General features: G+C 59.1%; 15 protein-coding genes. 7 read left to right on the forward strand and 8 right to left on the reverse strand.

Annotated elements, in window-relative coordinates:
- Positions 1–130 precede the first annotated feature (130 nt).
- Positions 131–712: a PilZ domain-containing protein gene (locus tag BZL43_RS21830; protein ID WP_095634218.1), complete on the forward strand. Its 582-nt coding sequence runs from the start codon at positions 131–133 to the stop codon at positions 710–712.
- 14 nt (positions 713–726) lie between these two features.
- On the forward strand, positions 727–1,449 hold the full coding sequence (locus BZL43_RS21835) for a glycerophosphodiester phosphodiesterase family protein (RefSeq protein ID WP_095634219.1): 723 nt from the start codon (positions 727–729) through the stop codon (positions 1,447–1,449).
- Between the two features lie 42 nt (positions 1,450–1,491).
- Here BZL43_RS21835 and sthA read toward each other — a convergent pair whose 3' ends face one another.
- The 3 genes from sthA to BZL43_RS21850 form a co-directional block, all read right to left on the reverse strand.
- Positions 1,492–2,886, reverse strand: coding sequence for a Si-specific NAD(P)(+) transhydrogenase (sthA, locus tag BZL43_RS21840; protein WP_030128406.1), 1,395 nt, complete (start codon positions 2,884–2,886; stop codon positions 1,492–1,494).
- A gap of 206 nt (positions 2,887–3,092) precedes the next feature.
- A complete protein-coding gene (locus BZL43_RS21845) occupies positions 3,093–4,037 on the reverse strand; it encodes an FAD:protein FMN transferase (RefSeq protein ID WP_095634220.1) in 945 nt (314 codons plus the stop codon).
- A gap of 191 nt (positions 4,038–4,228) precedes the next feature.
- Positions 4,229–5,692, reverse strand: a complete 1,464-nt coding sequence (locus BZL43_RS21850; RefSeq protein WP_095634221.1) for a glyceraldehyde-3-phosphate dehydrogenase — start codon at positions 5,690–5,692, stop codon at positions 4,229–4,231.
- 353 nt (positions 5,693–6,045) lie between these two features.
- On the opposite strand from BZL43_RS21850, the gene mfd reads away from it, so the two are divergent.
- From mfd to BZL43_RS21865, 3 genes are read left to right on the forward strand one after another with little or no spacing between them, the layout of a single operon-like run.
- Positions 6,046–9,495, forward strand: a complete 3,450-nt coding sequence (gene mfd / locus BZL43_RS21855) for a transcription-repair coupling factor (RefSeq protein WP_095634222.1) — start codon at positions 6,046–6,048, stop codon at positions 9,493–9,495.
- Between the two features lie 10 nt (positions 9,496–9,505).
- Positions 9,506–10,081 (forward strand): CsiV family protein, encoded by a 576-nt coding sequence (locus tag BZL43_RS21860; protein ID WP_095634223.1) that lies wholly within the window; start codon positions 9,506–9,508, stop codon positions 10,079–10,081.
- A 1-nt stretch (position 10,082) separates the two neighbouring features.
- Positions 10,083–12,773: a DEAD/DEAH box helicase gene (locus BZL43_RS21865; protein WP_095634224.1), complete on the forward strand. Its 2,691-nt coding sequence runs from the start codon at positions 10,083–10,085 to the stop codon at positions 12,771–12,773.
- Positions 12,774–12,883: 110 nt separating this feature from the next.
- Here BZL43_RS21865 and nagZ read toward each other — a convergent pair whose 3' ends face one another.
- Together nagZ and BZL43_RS21875 are read right to left on the reverse strand one after the other, a co-directional pair.
- Complete coding sequence (nagZ, locus tag BZL43_RS21870; protein WP_177409347.1) at positions 12,884–13,882, reverse strand: beta-N-acetylhexosaminidase; 999 nt, start codon at positions 13,880–13,882, stop codon at positions 12,884–12,886.
- 169 nt (positions 13,883–14,051) lie between these two features.
- The gene (locus tag BZL43_RS21875) at positions 14,052–14,759 is read right to left on the reverse strand and encodes a TetR/AcrR family transcriptional regulator (protein WP_095634226.1); all 708 of its coding nucleotides are present in this window, start codon (positions 14,757–14,759) and stop codon (positions 14,052–14,054) included.
- A gap of 229 nt (positions 14,760–14,988) precedes the next feature.
- Between BZL43_RS21875 and lexA the strand changes: the two genes are divergently transcribed.
- Entirely contained in the window at positions 14,989–15,597 is a 609-nt protein-coding gene (gene lexA / locus BZL43_RS21880; protein WP_095634227.1) for a transcriptional repressor LexA, read from the forward strand.
- A gap of 10 nt (positions 15,598–15,607) precedes the next feature.
- Positions 15,608–16,081: an SOS-induced cell division inhibitor SulA gene (sulA, locus tag BZL43_RS21885; RefSeq protein WP_095634228.1), complete on the forward strand. Its 474-nt coding sequence runs from the start codon at positions 15,608–15,610 to the stop codon at positions 16,079–16,081.
- Positions 16,082–16,172: 91 nt separating this feature from the next.
- Here sulA and BZL43_RS21890 read toward each other — a convergent pair whose 3' ends face one another.
- The 3 genes from BZL43_RS21890 to topA all read right to left on the reverse strand — a co-directional run bounded on the left by BZL43_RS21890 (position 16,173) and on the right by topA (position 19,838).
- Positions 16,173–16,406, reverse strand: a complete 234-nt coding sequence (locus tag BZL43_RS21890; protein ID WP_007907774.1) for a hypothetical protein — start codon at positions 16,404–16,406, stop codon at positions 16,173–16,175.
- Between the two features lie 141 nt (positions 16,407–16,547).
- Positions 16,548–17,072, reverse strand: a complete 525-nt coding sequence (locus BZL43_RS21895) for a DUF6586 family protein (RefSeq protein ID WP_095634229.1) — start codon at positions 17,070–17,072, stop codon at positions 16,548–16,550.
- 138 nt (positions 17,073–17,210) lie between these two features.
- Positions 17,211–19,838, reverse strand: coding sequence for a type I DNA topoisomerase (topA, locus tag BZL43_RS21900; protein ID WP_095634230.1), 2,628 nt, complete (start codon positions 19,836–19,838; stop codon positions 17,211–17,213).
- Between the last annotated feature and the right edge of the window lie 36 nt (positions 19,839–19,874).

The raw sequence follows: 19,874 nt of genomic DNA on the forward strand, positions 1-19,874 counted from the left end.
ACGCGTGCAAATAAATACGAAGAGAGGTCTAAACATGTCGGGGTTTGTTCGGAGGAAAAAGGAACGTCCTTGTGGGGGGGGTCGATAACCAGCTTTACACTCAGACCACCGCCGCTACCATGGGTTCGCCATGTCGACATTAGATGAAGAAGATCGCCGCGAATACTACCGTATCGAGGACACGATCGCACTGGAAATTCAGCCCCTGTCTGCTCCCGAAGCCGCAGGCCAGGAAGTGTTGCAGGATGCTTCCCCTCTATTCAACCTGCTCAGCGAACTGCACCTCAGCGAATTCGAATCGCAACACCTGTTGCGACAGATCAGCGAACGCGACCGGACCATCGCCGCATTCCTGAAATCCCAGAACAAACGCATCGATCTGCTGAGCCAGGTAGTCGCCCTGACCGTGCTCGGGCAGATCGGCGAACCGCAGCCAGTGACCCTATCCGAGGGAGGCATCGACTTTCAGCATCCGACGCCCATCGCCACCGGCGCGCATCTGTCGATCAAACTGGTGCTGATGCCGCAAGCCCTTGGCCTGCTGCTGCGTGCCCGCGTCACCCATTGCGACCGCAAGGGCGAAGGCTACGATGTCGGCACCGAGTTCGAATACTTGTCCGATGCCCAGCGACAATTGCTGGCCCGTTATATCTTGCAGCGACAGGCACAAGAACGACGCCTGGCTCGTGAACAAAACGAATCAGGCATTTAATTTAAGGAAAAACCGTGACCCTTATCTACGGCCATCGCGGCGCCAAGGGCGAAGCACCGGAAAACACCCTGACCAGCTTTCAGCAATGCCTCAAGCACGGCGTGCGCCGTTGTGAGCTGGACTTGCATCTGTCCAAGGACGGCGAGTTGATGGTGATCCACGACCCGACCCTCAAACGCACCACCGAGCGCCGCGGCAAAGTAGTCGAGCATACCGCCGCGGAACTGGTGACTTACGACGCACGCAAGGGCGGCCCGGGCTGGATCAAACCTTGCCCGATCCCAAAGCTGGAAGAACTGTTCGGGAAATGCGACTTCGAGCACTGGCAACTGGAAGTCAAAAGCGCATCACGCACCCGTGCCGCGACCACCGTGCTGGCGATTCGCGAAATGGCGCAGCGTTTCGGCATCCTGGACAAGGTCACGATTACCTCGAGTTCACGCGAAGTATTGAAAGCCGCGCTGGACCTGGTGCCGGACATCTCTCGCGGCCTGGTGGCCGAATACGCCTGGCTCGACCCGTTGAAGGTCGCGCAAAACTATGGCTGTGAGATTCTGGCGCTGAACTGGACCCTGTGTACGCCGGAACGCCTGCAGAAGGCGCAGCGCCAGGGGCTGCATGTGTCGGTGTGGACAGTCAACGAGCCTGCGCTGATGCGCAGACTCGCCGACTTCGGCGTTGACAGCCTGATTACAGACTTTCCCGGTTTGGCCACTGCCACGCTCGAGAATTGCTGAAATCGGTCTCCCCGGCCGGCTCAGGCCACCGGCCGGAGCCGCTCAAAAAAGCCGGTTGAGGCCATCGTACGCCGCTACCCGATAGGCTTCAGCCATGGTCGGGTAGTTGAACGTCGTGTTGACGAAGTACTTCAGGGTGTTCAGCTCACCCGGCTGACTCATGATCGCCTGGCCGATGTGCACGATCTCCGACGCCTGATAACCGAAGCAGTGTACGCCCAGCACTTCCAGGGTATCGCGGTGGAACAGGATCTTCAGCATGCCTTGCGGCTCGCCGGCAATCTGCGCACGCGCCATCCCCTTGAAGAACGCCTTGCCCACTTCGTACGGCACCTTGGCCTGAGTCAGCTCCTGCTCGTTCTTGCCGATCGAGCTGATCTCCGGAATGGTGTAGATGCCGGTGGGCACATCGTTGACGAAGCGCCAGCTGCCATTGTCGACGATGCTGCCAGCGGCCGAACGGCCCTGGTCGTGGGCGGCACTGGCCAGGCTCGGCCAACCGATCACGTCACCGGCGCCATAAATATTCGGCACGCAGGTGCGGTAGTTTTCGTCGACTTCGATCTGGCCACGGCTGTTGACCTTCACGCCGATATTTTCCAGCCCCAACTGATCGGTGTTGCCGGTACGGCCGTTGCACCAGAGCAAGGCATCGGCCTTGATCTTTTTGCCGGACTTCAGGTGCAGGATCACGCCGTTGTCCACGCCTTCGACGCGGTCGTAGTCTTCGTTGTGACGGACTGTGATGTTGTTGTTGCTGAAGTGATAGCTCAGCGCCTGGGAAATTTCCGAGTCGAGGAAGCTCAGCAACTGACCCCGGTTGTCCACCAGCTCGACCAGCACACCCAGGCCACTGAAGATCGAGGCGTATTCGCAACCGATCACGCCAGCGCCGTAAACGATGAGTTTGCGCGGGGTATGGCCGAGGCTGAGGATGGTGTCGCTATCGTAGATACGCGGGTGATGGAAATCGATGTCGGCCGGGCGATACGGGCGCGAACCGGTGGCGATGATGATGTGCTTGGCCACCAGTTTTTCGACCACGCCATTGGCGCAGACCACTTCGATGGTTTGCTCGTCAGCGAAGCTGCCGGTACCGAAGAACACGTCGACACGGTTACGGGCGTAGTAACCGGTGCGCGAGGCGACTTGTTTGGAGATGACTTTTTCGGCGCTTTTCAAAACGTCCGGGAACGAGAACCAGCGCGGCTCACCAATGGCCCGGAACATCGGGTTGGTGTTGAACTGCATGATCTGCCGGACCGAGTGACGCAAGGCCTTGGACGGGATGGTGCCCAGGTGGGTGCAGTTGCCGCCGACCTGGCGACGGCTATCGACCATCGCCACCTTGCGTCCTGCTTTGGCGGCATTCATTGCCGCGCCTTCTCCGGCCGGGCCGGAACCCAACACCACCACGTCGTAGTTGTAGACAGCCATGCATACTCCTCAGAACAGGCCGCGGCACCCTCGGCACCTGCGGCTAAATCACGCCGATCTGCGGCGTGAAGGAACAATTTGGGGCCAGTGCAGAACCCGGACACAGTCTATAGAAGCGTCAACGCCGGGCACATTACCCCTTGGTCGCGTCGTAGGCTAGTTTTGCCTGCACTACAACGTCATCAAAAACGCTTTTGATGCCGCAATCACTTGGTTTTCTCACCCGCCAGGCGCTCAAATGCCTGATTGGTGCGCGTGACGAAACCTGTATCGGCACGAATCACAAAAAATGCACCAACATCATGGGTTTCGGCATAGTCCCAACCCCGTTCAGGACCGAGAATCATCAACAGCGTCGATAGGCCATCGGCCATTAATGCTGAAGGATGAATGACCGTGACTGACGCCAGGGTATGCAGGACGGGTGCACCACTGCGGGCATCGAAGGTGTGGGAATAGCGCCGTCCGTTCTGCTCGAAATAATGACGGTAGTCACCGGAGGTCGACACGCCGTAGCCGTCGATAGTGATGACTTTTTGTGCGACCTGCTGATCGTCGCGGGGCTCTTCCAACGCAATGTGCCACGCTGAGCCGTCGAGTTTTTTGCCCGCGGCCTTGAGTTCACCAGTGACCTCCGCCAGGTAATTGTGGATGCCCTGCTCTTCAAGCTTTGCGGCAATCGTATCGACCGCGTAACCGGCCGCGATGCTGTTGAAGTCGACTTCGACTGCCACGTCCTTGCACAACTGATCACCGTCGATGCGCAAGTGGCTGTGGCCCACGCGTTGCCGCACCTGGGCGAGCGCTTCGGCACTCGGCACTTTTTCTTCTCGCGCTTGCGGCCCGAACCCCCAAAGGTTGAGCAGCGGCTCCACCGTCAGGTCGAAGGAGCCTTCGCTTAGCGAAGACAGTCGCTCGCCGACGCGGACCAGTTCGAGGATTGGCGCGGGCATTGTCTGGCAGCGGTTAGCGGGCAAATTATTGAAGCGTTCAATGTCGGAGTCGCTGCGATAGGTCGACATTTGCTGATCGATTTCAGCGAGGATTTTTTCGACCTGGATGCGGACTTCTGCCGGAGCGGGAAGATGGGCATAGCGCACGTACTTGATCGAATAGCTGCTGCCCATGGTCGGGCCGCCGAAACTTTCCATCGAATCGCCATCGCCGCAGCCGGTTAAGGTACTTATCAGGACAACAACACTGCACCATCGCCATTTCAACAAACCCTGCCCCTCCCTGAAACCACGCCAAGACCGGCCATTATGCACCCCTCGCTCCTGCGCGATCACCCAAACAAAAACGCCCCGATCAAAGTCGGGGCGTTTTCATGTGCGGCTAAGGCTTAGCGCGGGAATGCTGGCGGGTTTACACCGGCCATGTCTTCCATCACGCGAACGACCTGGCAGCTGTAACCGAACTCGTTGTCGTACCAGACGTACAGAACAACGCGGTTGTCCTGAACGATGGTCGCTTCGGCGTCCACCACGCCTGCGTGGCGCGAGCCAACGAAGTCGGTGGAAACCACTTCCTGCGAATTGACGTAGTCGATTTGCTTGTGCAGATCGGAGTGCAGCGCCATGTAGCGCAGGTACTCGTTCATCTCTTCACGGGTAGCGGCTTTCTCAAGGTTCAGGTTGAGAATGGCCATCGACACGTTCGGCGTCGGAACACGGATCGCGTTACCGGTCAGTTTGCCGGCCAGTTCAGGCAGCGCCTTGGCGGCGGCGGTGGCAGCACCAGTCTCGGTGATGACCATGTTCAACGCGGCGCTACGGCCACGGCGATCACCCTTGTGGAAGTTGTCGATCAGGTTCTGGTCGTTGGTGTACGAGTGAACGGTTTCGACGTGACCGTTGATGATGCCGAACTTGTCATTCACAGCCTTCAGCACCGGCACGATGGCGTTGGTGGTGCAGGAAGCGGCGGACACGATCTTGTCGTCAGCGGTGATTTCACCGTGGTTGATGCCGTGAACGATGTTCTTCAGCTTGCCTTTACCCGGCGCGGTCAGAACAACACGATCGATACCCGGGCAGGCCAGGTGCTGGCCCAGGCCGTCGGCGTCACGCCATACACCCGTGTTGTCCACCAGCAGCGCATCTTTGATGCCGTACTGTGTGTAGTCCACTTCGGTCGGGTTCTTCGCGTAGATAACCTGGATCAGGTTGCCGTTGGCGGTGATGGTGTTATTGGCTTCATCAATGGTGATGGTGCCATTGAACGAACCATGTACCGAATCGCGGCGCAGCAGGCTGGCGCGTTTGACCAGATCGTTCTCGGCGCCCTTGCGGACAACGATGGCACGCAGACGCAAGCCGTCGCCACCACCGGTTTTCTCGATCAGGATGCGCGCCAGCAGACGACCGATACGACCGAAGCCGTACAGGACAACGTCGGTGCCGGTGCGACCGGAACCATTCTGCTTGCCGACCACATCGGCCAGCTCGTCACGGACGAACGCTTCGGCGCTACGGCCATTACCTTCGGTTTTGAATTTGACAGCCAGCTTGCCCAGGTCTACCGAAGCAGCGCCGAGCTTGAGCTCGCTCATTGCCTTGAGCAGCGGGAATGTTTCGTGGACGGACAATTCGCTGTCATCGGACTGGCGATGGCGAGCAAAGCGGTGAGCTTTGAGAATCGCGATGACAGACTGGTTGATCAGACTGCGGCCATAGATCGAGCTCACCACGTTGTTATTGCGGTAGAGCTGACCGATAAGCGGAATCATCGCTTCTGCGAGTGCTTCACGGTCGATCCATTCACCAAGACACTGGTCGGGCTTCTGAGTCACGGTAACCTTCCACATGTAGGGGCAGAAAAAAGGGGCTACATTATGCCGCCGAGTGTCTCCGGTAGCAATGCGCGCCTGTCGCACAGGCGTCAACAAAATACTGTTCAAAAAAATCACGCCCCGCGCCAGCCCAGTAAAACCGGGGCTTTCAGCGCTGTCAATTTTTCGACGATACTATTCCCGTGTCCGTAACCCTCCGTAACACACAGTGGTTTTGGCACTACATTTTCCGTATCAAAGCGCCAGTTTTTGTCATTACCACTACATTTCACCCAACCTGAGCATATAGACACAGTCTGCAACTGACAGCCGGCACCTGAGGCCGTTACAATTGTCGACTTTGTCGCAACGCTGGAGCTCAACCTTCCGTGCCCGTTCTGCGTCTACCGCTTCTCCCTGCCGCGGCAGGTAAACAGCATTGGGGCAACCTGCCCGGTGCCGCCCTGAGCCTGGCCATCGCCGAGGCTGCCAGCGCTGCCAAGCGCTTTACCCTGCTACTGACCGCCGACAGCCAGAGTGCCGAACGGCTGGAACAGGAGCTGAGTTTCTTCGCCCCGGATTTGCCTGTACTGCACTTCCCCGACTGGGAAACCCTGCCCTACGACCTGTTCTCGCCACATCAGGACATCATCTCTCAGCGCATTTCCAGCCTGTATCGGTTGCCGGAACTGGCGCATGGCGTGCTGGTCGTGCCGATCACCACGGCCCTGCACCGTTTGGCGCCGACCAGATTCCTGCTTGGCAGCAGCCTGGTACTGGATGTCGGCCAGAAACTCGATGTCGAGCAAATGCGCACCCGGCTTGAGGCCAGCGGTTATCGTTACGTCGATACAGTTTATGAGCATGGCGAGTTCGCCGTGCGCGGCTCGCTGATCGACCTGTTCCCGATGGGCAGCAAACTGCCCTTCCGCATCGATCTGTTCGACGACGAAATCGAAACCCTGCGTACCTTCGATCCGGAAAACCAGCGCTCCATCGACAAGGTGGACACCGTTCGCCTGCTGCCGGCGCGAGAGTTCCCGCTGCAAAAGGACGCGGTCACCCGCTTCAAGGCGCGCTTTCGCGAACGTTTCGATGTCGACTTCCGTCGCTGCCCGATCTTTCAGGATTTGAGCAGCGGGATTACACCGGCGGGTATCGAGTACTACTTGCCGCTGTTCTTCGACGAAACCTCCACCCTTTTCGACTATCTGCCCCAGGACACGCAAGTGTTTTCTTTGCCTGGCATCGAACAGGCGGCGGAGAATTTCTGGAACGACGTGCGCAATCGTTACGAAGAGCGCCGCGTCGACCCATCCCGACCTTTGCTGCCACCGGCCGAGCTGTTTTTGCCCGTGGAAGATTGCTTTGCCCGTCTGAAGAGCTGGCCCCGGGTGGTTGCCAGTCAACAGGACGTAGAACCCGGTGTCGGTCGCGAGCGCTTCCCGGCTCAACCACTGCCGAACCTGGCCATCGAAGCCAAGGCCACTCAGCCATTGGCGGCGCTGGCCGGTTTCCTCGACGAGTTCCCTGGCCGCGTGCTGTTTACCGCCGAGTCTGCGGGCCGTCGTGAAGTGCTGCTGGAACTGCTGGAACGCCTGAAGCTGCGGCCGAAAACCGTCGAGAGCTGGCCAGACTTTGTTGCGAGCAAGGAGCGCTTGGCGATCACCATCGCACCGCTCGACGAAGGTCTGTTGCTGGACGATCCAGCCCTGGCCCTGGTCGCTGAAAGCCCGTTATTCGGTCAGCGCGTGATGCAGCGTCGCCGTCGCGAGAAACGCGCTGACGCCAACAACGATGCAGTGATCAAAAACCTCACCGAACTGCGCGAAGGCGCGCCGGTGGTGCACATCGATCATGGTGTTGGCCGTTATCTGGGGCTGACGATCCTGGAAATCGACCATCAAGCCGCCGAATTCCTGACCCTTGAATATGCCGAGAACGCCAAGCTGTACGTCCCGGTAGCCAACCTGCATCTGATCGCCCGTTACACTGGCAGCGACGATGCCCTGGCGCCGCTGCACCGCCTTGGCTCCGAGACCTGGCAGAAAGCCAAGCGCAAAGCCGCCGAACAGGTGCGCGACGTGGCCGCCGAGTTGCTCGATATCTATGCCCGCCGCGCCGCTCGCGAAGGTTATGCCTTCGCCGACCCGAAAGCCGATTACGCGACCTTCAGCGCCGGCTTCCCGTTCGAAGAAACCCCGGACCAGCAAACCACTATCGAAGCGGTGCGCGCCGACATGCTCGCGCCGAAGCCGATGGATCGCCTGGTCTGCGGCGACGTCGGTTTCGGCAAGACCGAAGTGGCGATGCGCGCAGCGTTCATCGCCGTGCATGGCGGTCGTCAGGTGGCGATTCTGGTGCCGACCACCCTGCTCGCCCAGCAACACTACAACAGCTTCCGCGACCGCTTCGCCGACTGGCCGGTGAGCGTGGAAGTGATGAGCCGCTTCAAATCGGCCAAGGAAGTCAACGCCGCCGTCGCGGACTTGGCCGAAGGCAAGATCGACATCGTCATCGGCACACACAAGCTGCTGCAGGACGACGTCAAAATCAAAAACCTCGGCCTGGTGATCATCGACGAAGAGCACCGTTTCGGTGTCCGTCAGAAAGAACAGCTCAAAGCGCTGCGCAGCGAAGTCGATATCCTGACGCTGACCGCCACGCCGATTCCACGCACGCTGAACATGGCGGTGTCGGGCATGCGCGACCTGTCGATCATCGCCACGCCACCGGCCCGTCGCCTGTCGGTACGCACGTTCGTCATGGAGCAGAACAAGAGCACGGTAAAAGAAGCCCTGCTGCGTGAGCTGCTGCGTGGCGGTCAGGTTTACTACCTGCACAACGACGTGAAAACCATCGAGAAATGCGCCGCCGACCTCGCCGAACTGGTGCCGGAAGCACGGATCGGCATCGGCCACGGGCAGATGCGTGAACGCGATCTAGAACAAGTGATGAGCGACTTCTACCACAAGCGCTTCAACGTGCTGATCGCCTCGACTATCATCGAGACCGGCATTGACGTGCCGAGCGCCAACACCATTATCATCGAGCGCGCCGACAAGTTCGGCCTGGCGCAGCTGCACCAATTGCGCGGCCGGGTCGGTCGCAGCCACCACCAGGCGTATGCTTATCTGCTGACACCGCCGCGCCAGCAAATCACTCCCGACGCGGAAAAGCGCCTGGAAGCGATCGCCAACACCCAGGATCTCGGCGCGGGCTTCGTGCTCGCGACCAACGACCTGGAGATCCGTGGTGCCGGCGAACTGTTGGGCGATGGTCAGAGCGGGCAGATCCAGGCCGTCGGTTTCACGCTGTACATGGAAATGCTCGAGCGCGCCGTGAAGTCGATCCGCAAGGGCGAACAGCCGAACCTCGATCAACCGCTGGGTGGCGGTCCGGAAGTCAATCTGCGTGTACCGGCGCTGATTCCCGAGGATTACCTGCCGGATGTTCACGCGCGACTGATCCTCTACAAACGCATCGCCTCGGCCACCGATGAGGAAGGCCTCAAGGATCTGCAAGTGGAGATGATCGACCGTTTCGGCCTGCTGCCGGAACCGACCAAGAACCTGGTGCGGATCACGGCGTTGAAATTGCAGGCTGAACAGCTGGGCATCAAGAAAGTCGACGGCGGCCCGCAAGGCGGCCGTATCGAGTTCGCGGCGCAGACTCCGGTCGACCCGCTGACGCTGATCAAACTGATCCAGAGCCAGCCCAAACGCTACAGATTCGAAGGCGCCACGATGTTCAAATTCCAGGTCCCGATGGAGCGCCCGGAAGAACGTTTTAACACTGTAGAGGCGCTATTCGAGCGCCTCATTCCGACCACTGCTTGAAGGACGCCGCATGCGCCTGTTTCGCTCACTGACCTTGTTGATGTCGTTGTTTTCGCCGTTCGCCTCGACGGCGTTTGCCGATGATCTGTATCAGGTTGAAATGATTCTGGTGCGGCAAAACGCCGTGCCCGCCATCGTCAGCCACGCCGCGCCGGAAGACTGGGCTGCCGGCGCTCAACGCATCAGCCCCGACAGCTTTCGCACACCCAGCCTGAACGCCGAAGTGGAAAAACTCAGCGCCAGCAACAACTACACGGTGTTGCTGCACAAGGCCTGGCAACAGCACTTGGGCGAAGAAGCCAGCAAAGTGGCGATCAGCGAGGGCAAGGAACAGTTCGGCCAGTTCCCGATCGAGGGCACGTTGAACCTGAAACTGGGGCGCTTCACTGACGTCGACGCCGACTTCTGGGTCAATCAGATTGATGCCAACGGCCTGGTCACCGCCAGCGAACGCCTGAAGCAGGAAAGCCACACCAAAAACGGCCAGCTGAACTTCCTCGACAACGGCCACCTGGGCCTGCTGATCAAGATCACCTCGCTGACAGCCCCTGCGCCTCGGCCAGTCCCCGATGTAATTCCGGACTGATATGCCCCCGCCCCTGAGCAAACCCCTGGCAACATCCTGGGTCAGCCGATTCAAGGAACAAAGCCTGGAACGTGGCCGCCGCTACGCGCTGGAAAACCGCGTCAGGATCGTCCAGGTCGGCGATGCCACCATCACCGCCAGTTGCGAAGGCTCTGGCGGTAACGTTTACCGTCAGATCATTCGCCTGCGCGAGTCGGCCAAAGGCACGTTGCTGATGATCGACGCCACCTGCACCTGTCCGGTCCACAACAACTGCAAACATTGCGCGGCGGTGTTGCTGCAAGTGCAGGAAACCCTTGCGTACCCGGCGGCGGCGAAAGACGCCGAATTGCTGGAAAAACTTCAGGCTGTACTGGAAAACCGTAGCCCGAAAGCGCCGCCGCAAGTGTTGGTGGACAACGTGCAACCGGTACCGCGCCTGTGGCTGGCGAGCATCGAATTCAGCGCCTTTGAACCGCGCAACGGCAAAATGCAGCGTTACATCCAGCATCGTGCGGCGCTGTCTTTCAGTTATCTGGACGAATACGTCAGCGGACAGAAAAACACTGACATTCTGATTCGTCAGGAGACGCAGACGCTGCGGATAAAACGTCACCCGGAAGTCGAACAAGCCTACAGGGAACAGCTGCGAATTCTCGGCTTCAAGGTCGCCACCCGACAAAGCAAGGCTTTGCCGGAAAGTGCCGGCGAACTCTACGAGATGGTCAACGACAGCGCCTGGCTGACTTTCACCCTCAACGAGCTGCCCAAGCTGCGCACCCAAGGGTGGGAGCTGCAGATCGACGAAGATTTCGGCTTCGACCTGACCGCCGTGGATGACTGGTATGCCACCGTCGAGGAGGCTCCGGAGCGTGACTGGTTTGATCTGGAACTGGGGATCATCGTCAACGGCGAACGGCTGAGCCTGTTACCGATCCTGTTGAACCTGATGCGCTCCCATACCGAGCTTCTCAACCCGGAACGCCTCGCCCGACGCCGCGACGACGAATTGATTCTGGTGAACATCCCGCAGCGTCGCAGCACCGACCAAGGCCCACTGCAGGTCGCCCTGCCCTTCGGCCGCCTAAAACCGGTGCTGGCGACACTCGGCGAGTTTTATCTGCAAGAGCCCGGCGACACCACGCTACGCCTGAGCAAGGCCGACGCCACGCGCCTGAACCCGCTGGAAGGCATGCCGTTACTTTGGGAAGGTGGCGAACAAATCCGCACCTTTGCCCAGCGCCTGCGTGACATCAAGGACCACACCGCAGTGGCGCCCGAAGGGTTGAATGCCACTTTGCGCCCGTATCAGCTGGAAGGTCTGAGCTGGATGCAGTCGTTAAGGCAACTGGAAGTCGGCGGGATTCTCGCGGACGACATGGGCCTGGGCAAAACCCTACAGACCTTGGCGCATATTCTGAGCGAAAAGAATGCCGGGCGCCTCGATCGACCGTGCATGGTAGTCATGCCCACCAGCCTGATTCCCAACTGGCTCGACGAAGCCGCGCACTTCACGCCTCAGCTCAAAGTACTGGCGCTGTACGGCGCCAATCGCAAGAAGCATTTCGGCGATCTGGCCGACTATGATCTGATTCTGACCACTTATGCACTGCTGCCCAAGGACGTCGAACGCCTCGCCGCACAGCCGTTGCACGTCTTGGTGCTCGATGAAGCGCAGTACATCAAGAACCCCAACAGCAAGGCTGCCCATGCGGCTCGCGAGCTGAATGCTCGCCAGCGCCTGTGCCTGAGTGGCACGCCGCTGGAAAATCATCTGGGCGAGCTGTGGTCGCTGTTTCACTTCTTGCTGCCCGGCTGGCTCGGTGACGTGAAAAGCTTCAACCGCGATTACCGCGTACCGATAGAAAAGCGTGCCAGCGAGGTAAGACTTCAGCACCTCAATGGTCGGATAAAACCATTCCTGTTGCGCAGAACCAAGGAACAGGTGGCCACCGAACTGCCGCCGAAAACCGAGATCGTCCATTGGGTCGAGCTCAACGAAGCCCAGCGCGACGTGTACGAAACCATGCGCCTGGCCATGGACAAGAAAGTCCGCGACGAAATCACCCGCAAGGGCGTGGCGCGCAGCCAGATCATCATTCTTGAGGCATTGCTGAAGCTGCGTCAGGTGTGCTGCGATTTACGCCTGGTCAACGATGCCGCCCTGCCCGCGCGCGGCAGTACTTCCGGCAAGCTTGATAGCCTGATGGAAATGCTTGAGGAATTGTTCGAGGAGGGGCGACGGATTCTGCTGTTTTCACAGTTCACCTCCATGCTGTCGCTGATCGAGGATGAGCTGAAAAGACGTGACGTAGGGTATGCGATCCTGACCGGCCAGACCCGCGACCGACGCACGCCAGTGAAGGAATTCCAGAGCGGCAAGCGTCAGATCTTTCTGATCAGCTTGAAGGCCGGCGGTGTGGGGTTGAACCTGACCGAAGCCGATACGGTGATCCACTACGATCCCTGGTGGAACCCGGCGACGGAAAACCAGGCGACGGATCGTGCGTATCGCATTGGTCAGGAGAAACCTGTCTTCGTTTACAAGATGATCGCCAGGGGCACGGTGGAAGAGAAGATTCAGCATCTGCAGAAAGAAAAATCCGATCTGGCCGCAGGTGTACTGGATGGGCGCAAAACCGGCGACTGGAAGTTGCAGAGCGATGATATCGAGGCGCTGTTTGCGCCGTTGCCGGAGAAAATTGATAAGTAGCGGTGATCGGTAGATTGCCTTTGCGGGCAAGCCTCGCTCCTACAGGAAATTACGGTATCCGTAGGAGATCAGGCTTACCCGCGAAGGTAAACCGTCACGACGAAAAGCCCTTAATCAATCAATTGAGCTTCTTTGAGCGCGCCGATGGCCGCCAGCCAGCGTGGGTCTTGACGGTATTCGGTGCTGGCATACGCCCGCCCGCGCATCCGCGCAATACGCGCCGACGGTTTCACCTTCAAGCGCTGGGCGGCGCTCAAGGCCAGCTCGGCAGCGGCGCGATCGTTGCACACCAGGCCCATGTCGCAACCGGCAGTCAGCGCCGCTTCGATGCGACTGGCGGCATCGCCGACCACGTGGGCGCCGGCCATCGACAGGTCGTCACTGAAGATCACGCCATCGAACTGCAACTCGCCACGCAGGATGTCCTGCAACCAGCGACGGGAGAAACCTGCAGGCTGGGAATCGACTTGTGGATAAATAACGTGGGCCGGCATGACGGCGGCCAGTTGCTTGCTCAATCGCGCGAACGGCACCAGGTCGTTGGCGCGGATTTCCTCGAGGCTGCGCTCGTCGCTGGGAATCGCGACATGGGAATCGGCTTCGGCCCAGCCATGCCCAGGGAAATGCTTGCCCGTGGCGGCCATTCCAGCGCTGTTCATGCCGCGGATAAATGCACCGGCGAGCAAAGCAGCGCGCTCGGGATTGCCTTCGAACGAACGGGTGCCGACCACTGCACTGCGCTGGTAATCCAGGTCCAGGACCGGGGCAAAACTCAAATCGAGACCGACCGCCAGCACTTCGGTGGCCATGATCCAGCCGCACTGCTCGGCCAGGTCTTCGGCATTCGGGTTATCGGCAATTGCACGCATGGCTGGCAACCGCACGAAGCCCTGACGCAGCCGCTGAACCCGACCGCCTTCTTGATCCACCGCCAGCAAAAGATCAGGGCGAATGGCGCGGATCGAAGCGCTCAACTCGCGCACCTGGCGCGGGTGTTCGATGTTGCGGGCGAAAATGATCAGGCCACCCACTTCGGGTTGGCGCAACAATTGGCGATCTTCAGCCGTCAGCCAGGTACCGGCGACGTCCACCATCAACGAGCCTTGCAGGCCAGCAGTCATAGAGATTCCTTGATTACGATAAACCCGGCTCCACGCATTCGCCGCCATGGGCTGCGCCCGGCAGGTCGGCGATATCAATGAGGAGCGGGTTCAGAACGAGAGTCGTCATGGGCGGCTAGCTTAGCGGATGTCAGCTGCCGCGCCCACCCGTGTGCGGTTAAACCTTGGCGGCGGCCGGAGTCGATTTGCTGCGTGGACGCAACTGCGCGGTGGCCATGGCAATGTCGGTGACGCCGGTTTCAGCCCGCATGCCAGCGGCCAGGAACGGCACCATCAGACGCATGACTTGTTCGATGGAAGTGTTGACGCCGAAATCGGTCTCGGCAATCGCACGCAAAGCCTTGATCCCCGACATGCTGAACGCCGCGGCACCCAGCATGAAGTGCACGCGCCAGAACAGCTCGATCGGGGGAATGCGTGGCGCTGCCTCATTGACCAGCATCATGTAGCGGCGGAACACTTTGCCGTACATGTCTTCCAGATAACGACGCAAGTGCCCTTGGCTCTGGCTGAAAGCCAGCCCCAGCAAACGCATGAAGATAGACAGGTCGTTGCCGCTGCGTGGCTGGACCACCAGCGCTTGCTCGACAAGAATCTCCAGCAACTCTTCAAGGGACGGCTTGTTCTCTGGCTTGGCCTGACGGCGCTCCAGCTCTTTATCGAGACTGAGGCAGAATGGCCCGAGAAAACGCGAGAAGACGGCCTGAATCAGCGCTTTCTTCGATCCGAAGTGATAGTTCACCGCCGCCAGATTGACACCGGCCTTGCTGGTGATCAGACGCAACGAGGTTTCAGCAAAACCTTTTTCCGCGAACAACTGCTCGGCAGCATCGAGAATGCGTTCAACGGTTTCCGACTGGGCCATGGCTACTCCGCCTGACAAACACTTGTTTGAAACATACGTTTCAGCCCTGGCCTTGTCAAGTATGGCGGTTCGTTTTGGGAATGGTCGGTCAGGTATTTAACCATACAACAGCGCCGCTTCAATCAGCGAGCGAAATGACCGTCCAGCGGCCGACAAAAAAAGGGGCATTGCCAAGACCGGTTCACTGTATATAATCCCAGTCACTGTATAAAAAGACAGAGCGATCAATATGCTAAAGCTGACGCCACGCCAAGCAGAGATTCTGGCCTTCATCAAACGTTGCCTCGAAGACAACGGCTACCCGCCGACCCGCGCGGAAATCGCTCAGGAACTGGGTTTCAAGTCGCCCAATGCGGCAGAAGAACACCTCAAGGCGCTGGCCCGTAAGGGGGCGATCGAGATGACTCCGGGCGCCTCCCGCGGCATCCGCATTCCCGGCTTCGAAGCCAAGGCCGACGAGTCCAGCTTGCCGATTATCGGCCGGGTGGCTGCCGGTGCGCCGATCCTCGCCCAGCAGCACATCGAGGAATCCTGCAACATCAACCCCTCGTTCTTCCATCCCCGCGCTGACTATCTGCTACGGGTCAATGGCATGAGCATGAAGGACATCGGCATTTTCGACGGTGACCTGCTGGCCGTCCATACCACTCGCGAAGCCCGCAACGGCCAGATCGTTGTGGCGCGAATCGGTGACGAAGTGACCGTCAAGCGCTTCAAGCGAGACGGCAGCAAGGTCTGGTTGATTGCCGAAAACCCTGAATTCGCCCCTATCGAAGTCAACCTGAAAGATCAGGAACTGGTCATCGAAGGCTTGAGTGTCGGCGTGATTCGCCGCTAAAGGAGGCTTTATGCAGTTCCCACATACTTCACAGCAAGCCCAACTGCCGTTGTTCGAGGCGTTCATGGCGCAGCCATTGGCGCCGATCCTGAAAGACGTGGTCGAATCGCCCTGGAGTGCCGAGCCTGAAGTTTTCAGCGAGCTGTCACTGCGCGGCGCGGCCGGGAACTGCCTGAACCTTCTGGCGCCCATTCTCCGGGAACTGAGCCAGGATCAGGATGCACGCTGGCTGACACTGATTGCCCCACCCGCCAGTCTTACACAAGCCTGGTTACGAGACGCCGGCCTGAACCGTGAGCGCATATTGCTCCTGCAACCGCGTGGCACGCAGAGCGCTCAGCAACTGACCTGTGAAGCCTTGCGACTTGGACGCAGCCATACAGTCGTCAGCTGGCTTAACCTGCTGAACACAACGTCGCGACAACAGTTGATCAACGCTGCCCGCATCGGAGATGCGCAAAGTCTGAATATTCGATTGGGTTAACTGACAAACACGATGCGCTGAACAACGCGGGGCTTCTCCAGGGATAGAGAAGCCGATCTATAGAAGTATTCGAAGAATCCGACGGGCGGGATCAATGGAGAACCCGTGGCCCCTCTTCTTTATCAAATTCGCCTTCAACCAGGCGACCTGCCATCTGAACACCGACACTCAACATCGCCTTGGCGACTTCAACATGCTGGCCTTGCAGGAAAACCTTGGCATCCTCGGAGAAATCCAAAGTAACCAGAGAACCTTCGTCCTCGGCCCTGCGCAGCTCGATTCGGCCGTCTGGTAACTCGACAATTTCTAGAAAGGACGTTGGCATAAAGGTCTGTTCTCCACGAAAGGCGGGGATTATATAGGCATCAGCCAAGCTTCGCTCGGGATCTTGACCAAATGCCATCATGAAGAGAAATTTCTGACATCACTCTTCCTTGAGCAGACTCATCCTTGAACACTCACTCTTTCAGCACTCGTTCAACCCTTCGCGAAACCGAATCGCCAGACCTTTAAGGTTCTGACGCCAGCTCTCCAACTCTTCCCGACTCAACTCTTGCGGCGCCTCTTCTTCATCCAGGTTAACGGCCAGAATAAGTGGCTGGGTTACATCGCCCTTGGGCTTATGCGGCGCGCGAGGCGGCTGAAACAGTGCAGCATGTGCCGACAGGAGCTTCGCCAACCAGGTTTCCGGGTTTTGCGCCAGTTCGACCATCTCGGCCATTTCCGGTATAGCGATGGTTTCGAGCACTTCGCGAGTCAGCAGCATCTCTGCCCGCGGCGCATTGGCCTGGGGCAGGCGATAGAAACCGGCGATTTCATGGCACAACCCCAACAGCGCGCCGTACAAGTGAAACAACGCCGATTCGCGCCCGGCCTGAATCAGCGCAAGGGAATTCATCGCCCGCCCCTCTTCGGCTTTGGCCAGCGCTTCGAGCGATAAGCCGGCAAAATAAATCTTCTGGTTGGTACGGGTATAGAGTTCGTGGGCCATGACGGCAGCCTCCACAACGAAATAATTGCTTCACGCAGGTCAGACAGTGTCGTGGATCACCTGAGCTTCCCGCAAGCCCAAAACAAAAGGCCGCATGAAAACCCGAGGGTTGTCATGCGGCCTTTTGCGTACAGGCTTTTAAGCTTTGGCTGATGGACGCTTGTCTTCAACCGTCCACTTGCCGCCGTCGTAATACGCCTTCCAGCCCGTCGGTTTTCCGTCGACCTCAGTCTGCACGTACTGTTCTTTGGTCTTGCGGCTGTAACGAATGACCGAAGGGAGGCCATCCGGGTCTTTCTTCGGCGCTTCGCAGAGGAAGTGGTACTTCGGATCGATCTCATCCTTGTGCGGCACGATCTCCATCACCAACGGGGCACGGGTCTCGCGGTTTTTCGGGAACTGGCTGGCCGCCAGGAACAAACCGGAAGCACCGTCGCGCAGGATATAGGTGTCGTTGACCTTCTCGCACTTGAGTTCAGGCATCTTCACCGGATCCATCTTCGGCGGTGCCGCGTCGCCGCTTTTCAGCAGCTTGCGGGTGTTCTTGCAGGTGGCGTTGGTGCAACCGAAGAACTTGCCGAAGCGACCGGTCTTGAGCTGCATCTCGCTACCGCACTTGTCGCACTCCAGGCTTGGCCCTTCGTAGCCTTTGATGCGATAGGTGCCCTCTTCGATTTCATAGCCAGAGCAATCCGGGTTGTTACCGCAGATGTGCAGCTTGCGCTTTTCGTCGAGCAGGTAAGCGTCCATGGCCGTGCTGCAGATCGGGCAGCGATGCTTGCCACGCAGGACCAGCGATTCGGACTCACCCTCGTCGTCCGCGGCGATTTCATCGCCCGGCACCAGATTGACGGTGGCCTTGCAGCGCTCTTTCGGCGGCAGGCTATAGCCCGAGCAACCGAGGAACACGCCCGTCGAAGCAGTACGAATCTGCATCGGACGACCGCACAACACGCATGGAATGTCAGTCATCACCGGCTGGTTGGCGCGCATGCCGCCTTCGGCACTTTCGGCTACTTCGAGTTTCTTCTTGAAGTCGCCGTAGAACTCGTCGAGCACGTTTTTCCAGTCGCGCTCGCCCTGAGCCACGTCATCGAGGTTCTCTTCCATGCCGGCGGTGAAGCCGTAGTCCATGAGATTGGAGAAGCTCTCGGCCAGACGCTCAGTGACGATGTCGCCCATCTTTTCCGAATAGAAACGACGGTTGTGCAGCGCCACGTAACCGCGGTCCTGGATGGTCGAAATGATCGCCGCATAGGTCGAAGGACGACCGATGCCGCGCTTTTCCATTTCTTTAACCAGGCTCGCTTCCGAGTAACGCGCCGGCGGCTTGGTGAAGTGCTGGGTCGGATCAAGCTTGATCAGCTTCATCGCGTCGCCTTGGGCCATGTCCGGCAGCACATCATCATCGCCTGGTTTGGCAATTTGCGGCATGACGCGGGTGTAACCGTCGAACTTCAGGATGCGGCCCTTGGCGCGCAGCTCGAAGTCGCCGGCACCAACGGTAACCGTGGTCGACAGGTATTGTGCCGGCAGCATTTGGCAAGCGAGGAACTGGCGCCAGATCAGCTCGTAGAGCCGCTCAGCATCACGCTCCATGCCCGACAGCTTGCTTGGCTCGGTATTGGCGTCGGACGGACGAATCGCTTCGTGAGCCTCTTGTGCGCCTTCCTTGCTGCTGTAGACGTTCGGGTTCTCCGGCAGGTACTTCTTGCCGAATTCGCCTTCAATATAAGTACGCGCCATCGTCACGGCATCGGCCGAGAGGTTGGTGGAGTCGGTACGCATATACGTGATGTAGCCGGCTTCGTACAAACGCTGGGCCATCATCATGGTTTTCTTCACACCGAAGCCCAGGCGATTGCTCGCCGCCTGTTGCAGGGTGGAGGTGATGAACGGTGCCGACGGCTTGCTGCTGGTCGGTTTGTCTTCGCGCTTGACGATGCTGAAGCTGGAAGCCTTGAGCTTTTCCAGTGCGGCCATGGCCTGGGCTTCGTTGAGCGGCTTGAAGGCTTCGCCTTTCTCACGAGCCACATCGAAACGCACGGTCGCGCCCTTGGCGGTGCCGAGGTCAGCATGGACTTCCCAGTACTCTTCCGGGTTGAACGCGCGGATTTCACGCTCACGCTCGACCACCAGTTTAACGGCAACCGATTGCACGCGACCGGCAGACAAGCCACGGGCGACCTTGGCCCACAGCAGCGGCGAAACCATGTAACCCACCACGCGGTCGAGGAAGCGACGCGCCTGTTGGGCGTTTACTCGATCGATGTCCAGCTCGCCCGGTTCGGAAAAGGCTTCCTGGATCGCTTTTTTGGTGATTTCGTTGAACACCACGCGCTTGTAGCGGCTGTCATCACCACCGATGGCTTCGCGCAGGTGCCAGGCAATGGCTTCCCCCTCGCGATCCAAGTCGGTTGCGAGATAGATGGTGTCAGCATCTTTGGCGAGCCGGCGCAGCTCTTCGATGACCTTTTCCTTGCCCGGGAGGATCTCGTACTTGGCTTTCCAGCCATGATCGGGATCGACGCCCATGCGCGAGACCAGCTGCTTGCGCGCTTTCTCTTTCGGCGTGAGCACCGGACCTTCACCTGCGGCGGCCTTGCCGCGCTTGGCGGCAGGCTCTTTGCTGGCGCTAGCCGAACCGCTGGTGGGCAGGTCTCGGATATGGCCGATACTCGACTTCACCACGTATTGGTTACCCAGATACTTGTTGATGGTCTTGGCCTTAGCCGGGGATTCCACAATGACCAGCGATTTGCCCATGGATCAGAAAATTCCTGAATTCTAGAAGTGAAAGGC

The sequence above is a fragment of the Pseudomonas sp. PICF141 genome, from assembly GCF_002286815.1.
In the GTDB taxonomy this organism is placed as follows: domain Bacteria; phylum Pseudomonadota; class Gammaproteobacteria; order Pseudomonadales; family Pseudomonadaceae; genus Aquipseudomonas.

Bases quoted from the DNA above. Each gene is read 5' to 3' on its own strand.
- BZL43_RS21830 (WP_095634218.1), top strand. From the start codon at position 131: ATGTCGACATTAGATGAAGAAGATCGCCGCGAATACTACCGTATCGAG.
- sthA (WP_030128406.1), bottom strand. From the start codon at position 2,886: ATGGCTGTCTACAACTACGACGTGGTGGTGTTGGGTTCCGGCCCGGCC.
- BZL43_RS21845 (WP_095634220.1), bottom strand. From the start codon at position 4,037: ATGGAAAGTTTCGGCGGCCCGACCATGGGCAGCAGCTATTCGATCAAG.
- BZL43_RS21850 (WP_095634221.1), bottom strand. From the start codon at position 5,692: ATGTGGAAGGTTACCGTGACTCAGAAGCCCGACCAGTGTCTTGGTGAA.
- BZL43_RS21860 (WP_095634223.1), top strand. From the start codon at position 9,506: ATGCGCCTGTTTCGCTCACTGACCTTGTTGATGTCGTTGTTTTCGCCG.
- BZL43_RS21865 (WP_095634224.1), top strand. From the start codon at position 10,083: ATGCCCCCGCCCCTGAGCAAACCCCTGGCAACATCCTGGGTCAGCCGA.
- BZL43_RS21875 (WP_095634226.1), bottom strand. From the start codon at position 14,759: ATGGCCCAGTCGGAAACCGTTGAACGCATTCTCGATGCTGCCGAGCAG.
- lexA (WP_095634227.1), top strand. From the start codon at position 14,989: ATGCTAAAGCTGACGCCACGCCAAGCAGAGATTCTGGCCTTCATCAAA.
- sulA (WP_095634228.1), top strand. From the start codon at position 15,608: ATGCAGTTCCCACATACTTCACAGCAAGCCCAACTGCCGTTGTTCGAG.
- BZL43_RS21890 (WP_007907774.1), bottom strand. From the start codon at position 16,406: ATGCCAACGTCCTTTCTAGAAATTGTCGAGTTACCAGACGGCCGAATC.
- BZL43_RS21895 (WP_095634229.1), bottom strand. From the start codon at position 17,072: ATGGCCCACGAACTCTATACCCGTACCAACCAGAAGATTTATTTTGCC.
- topA (WP_095634230.1), bottom strand. From the start codon at position 19,838: ATGGGCAAATCGCTGGTCATTGTGGAATCCCCGGCTAAGGCCAAGACC.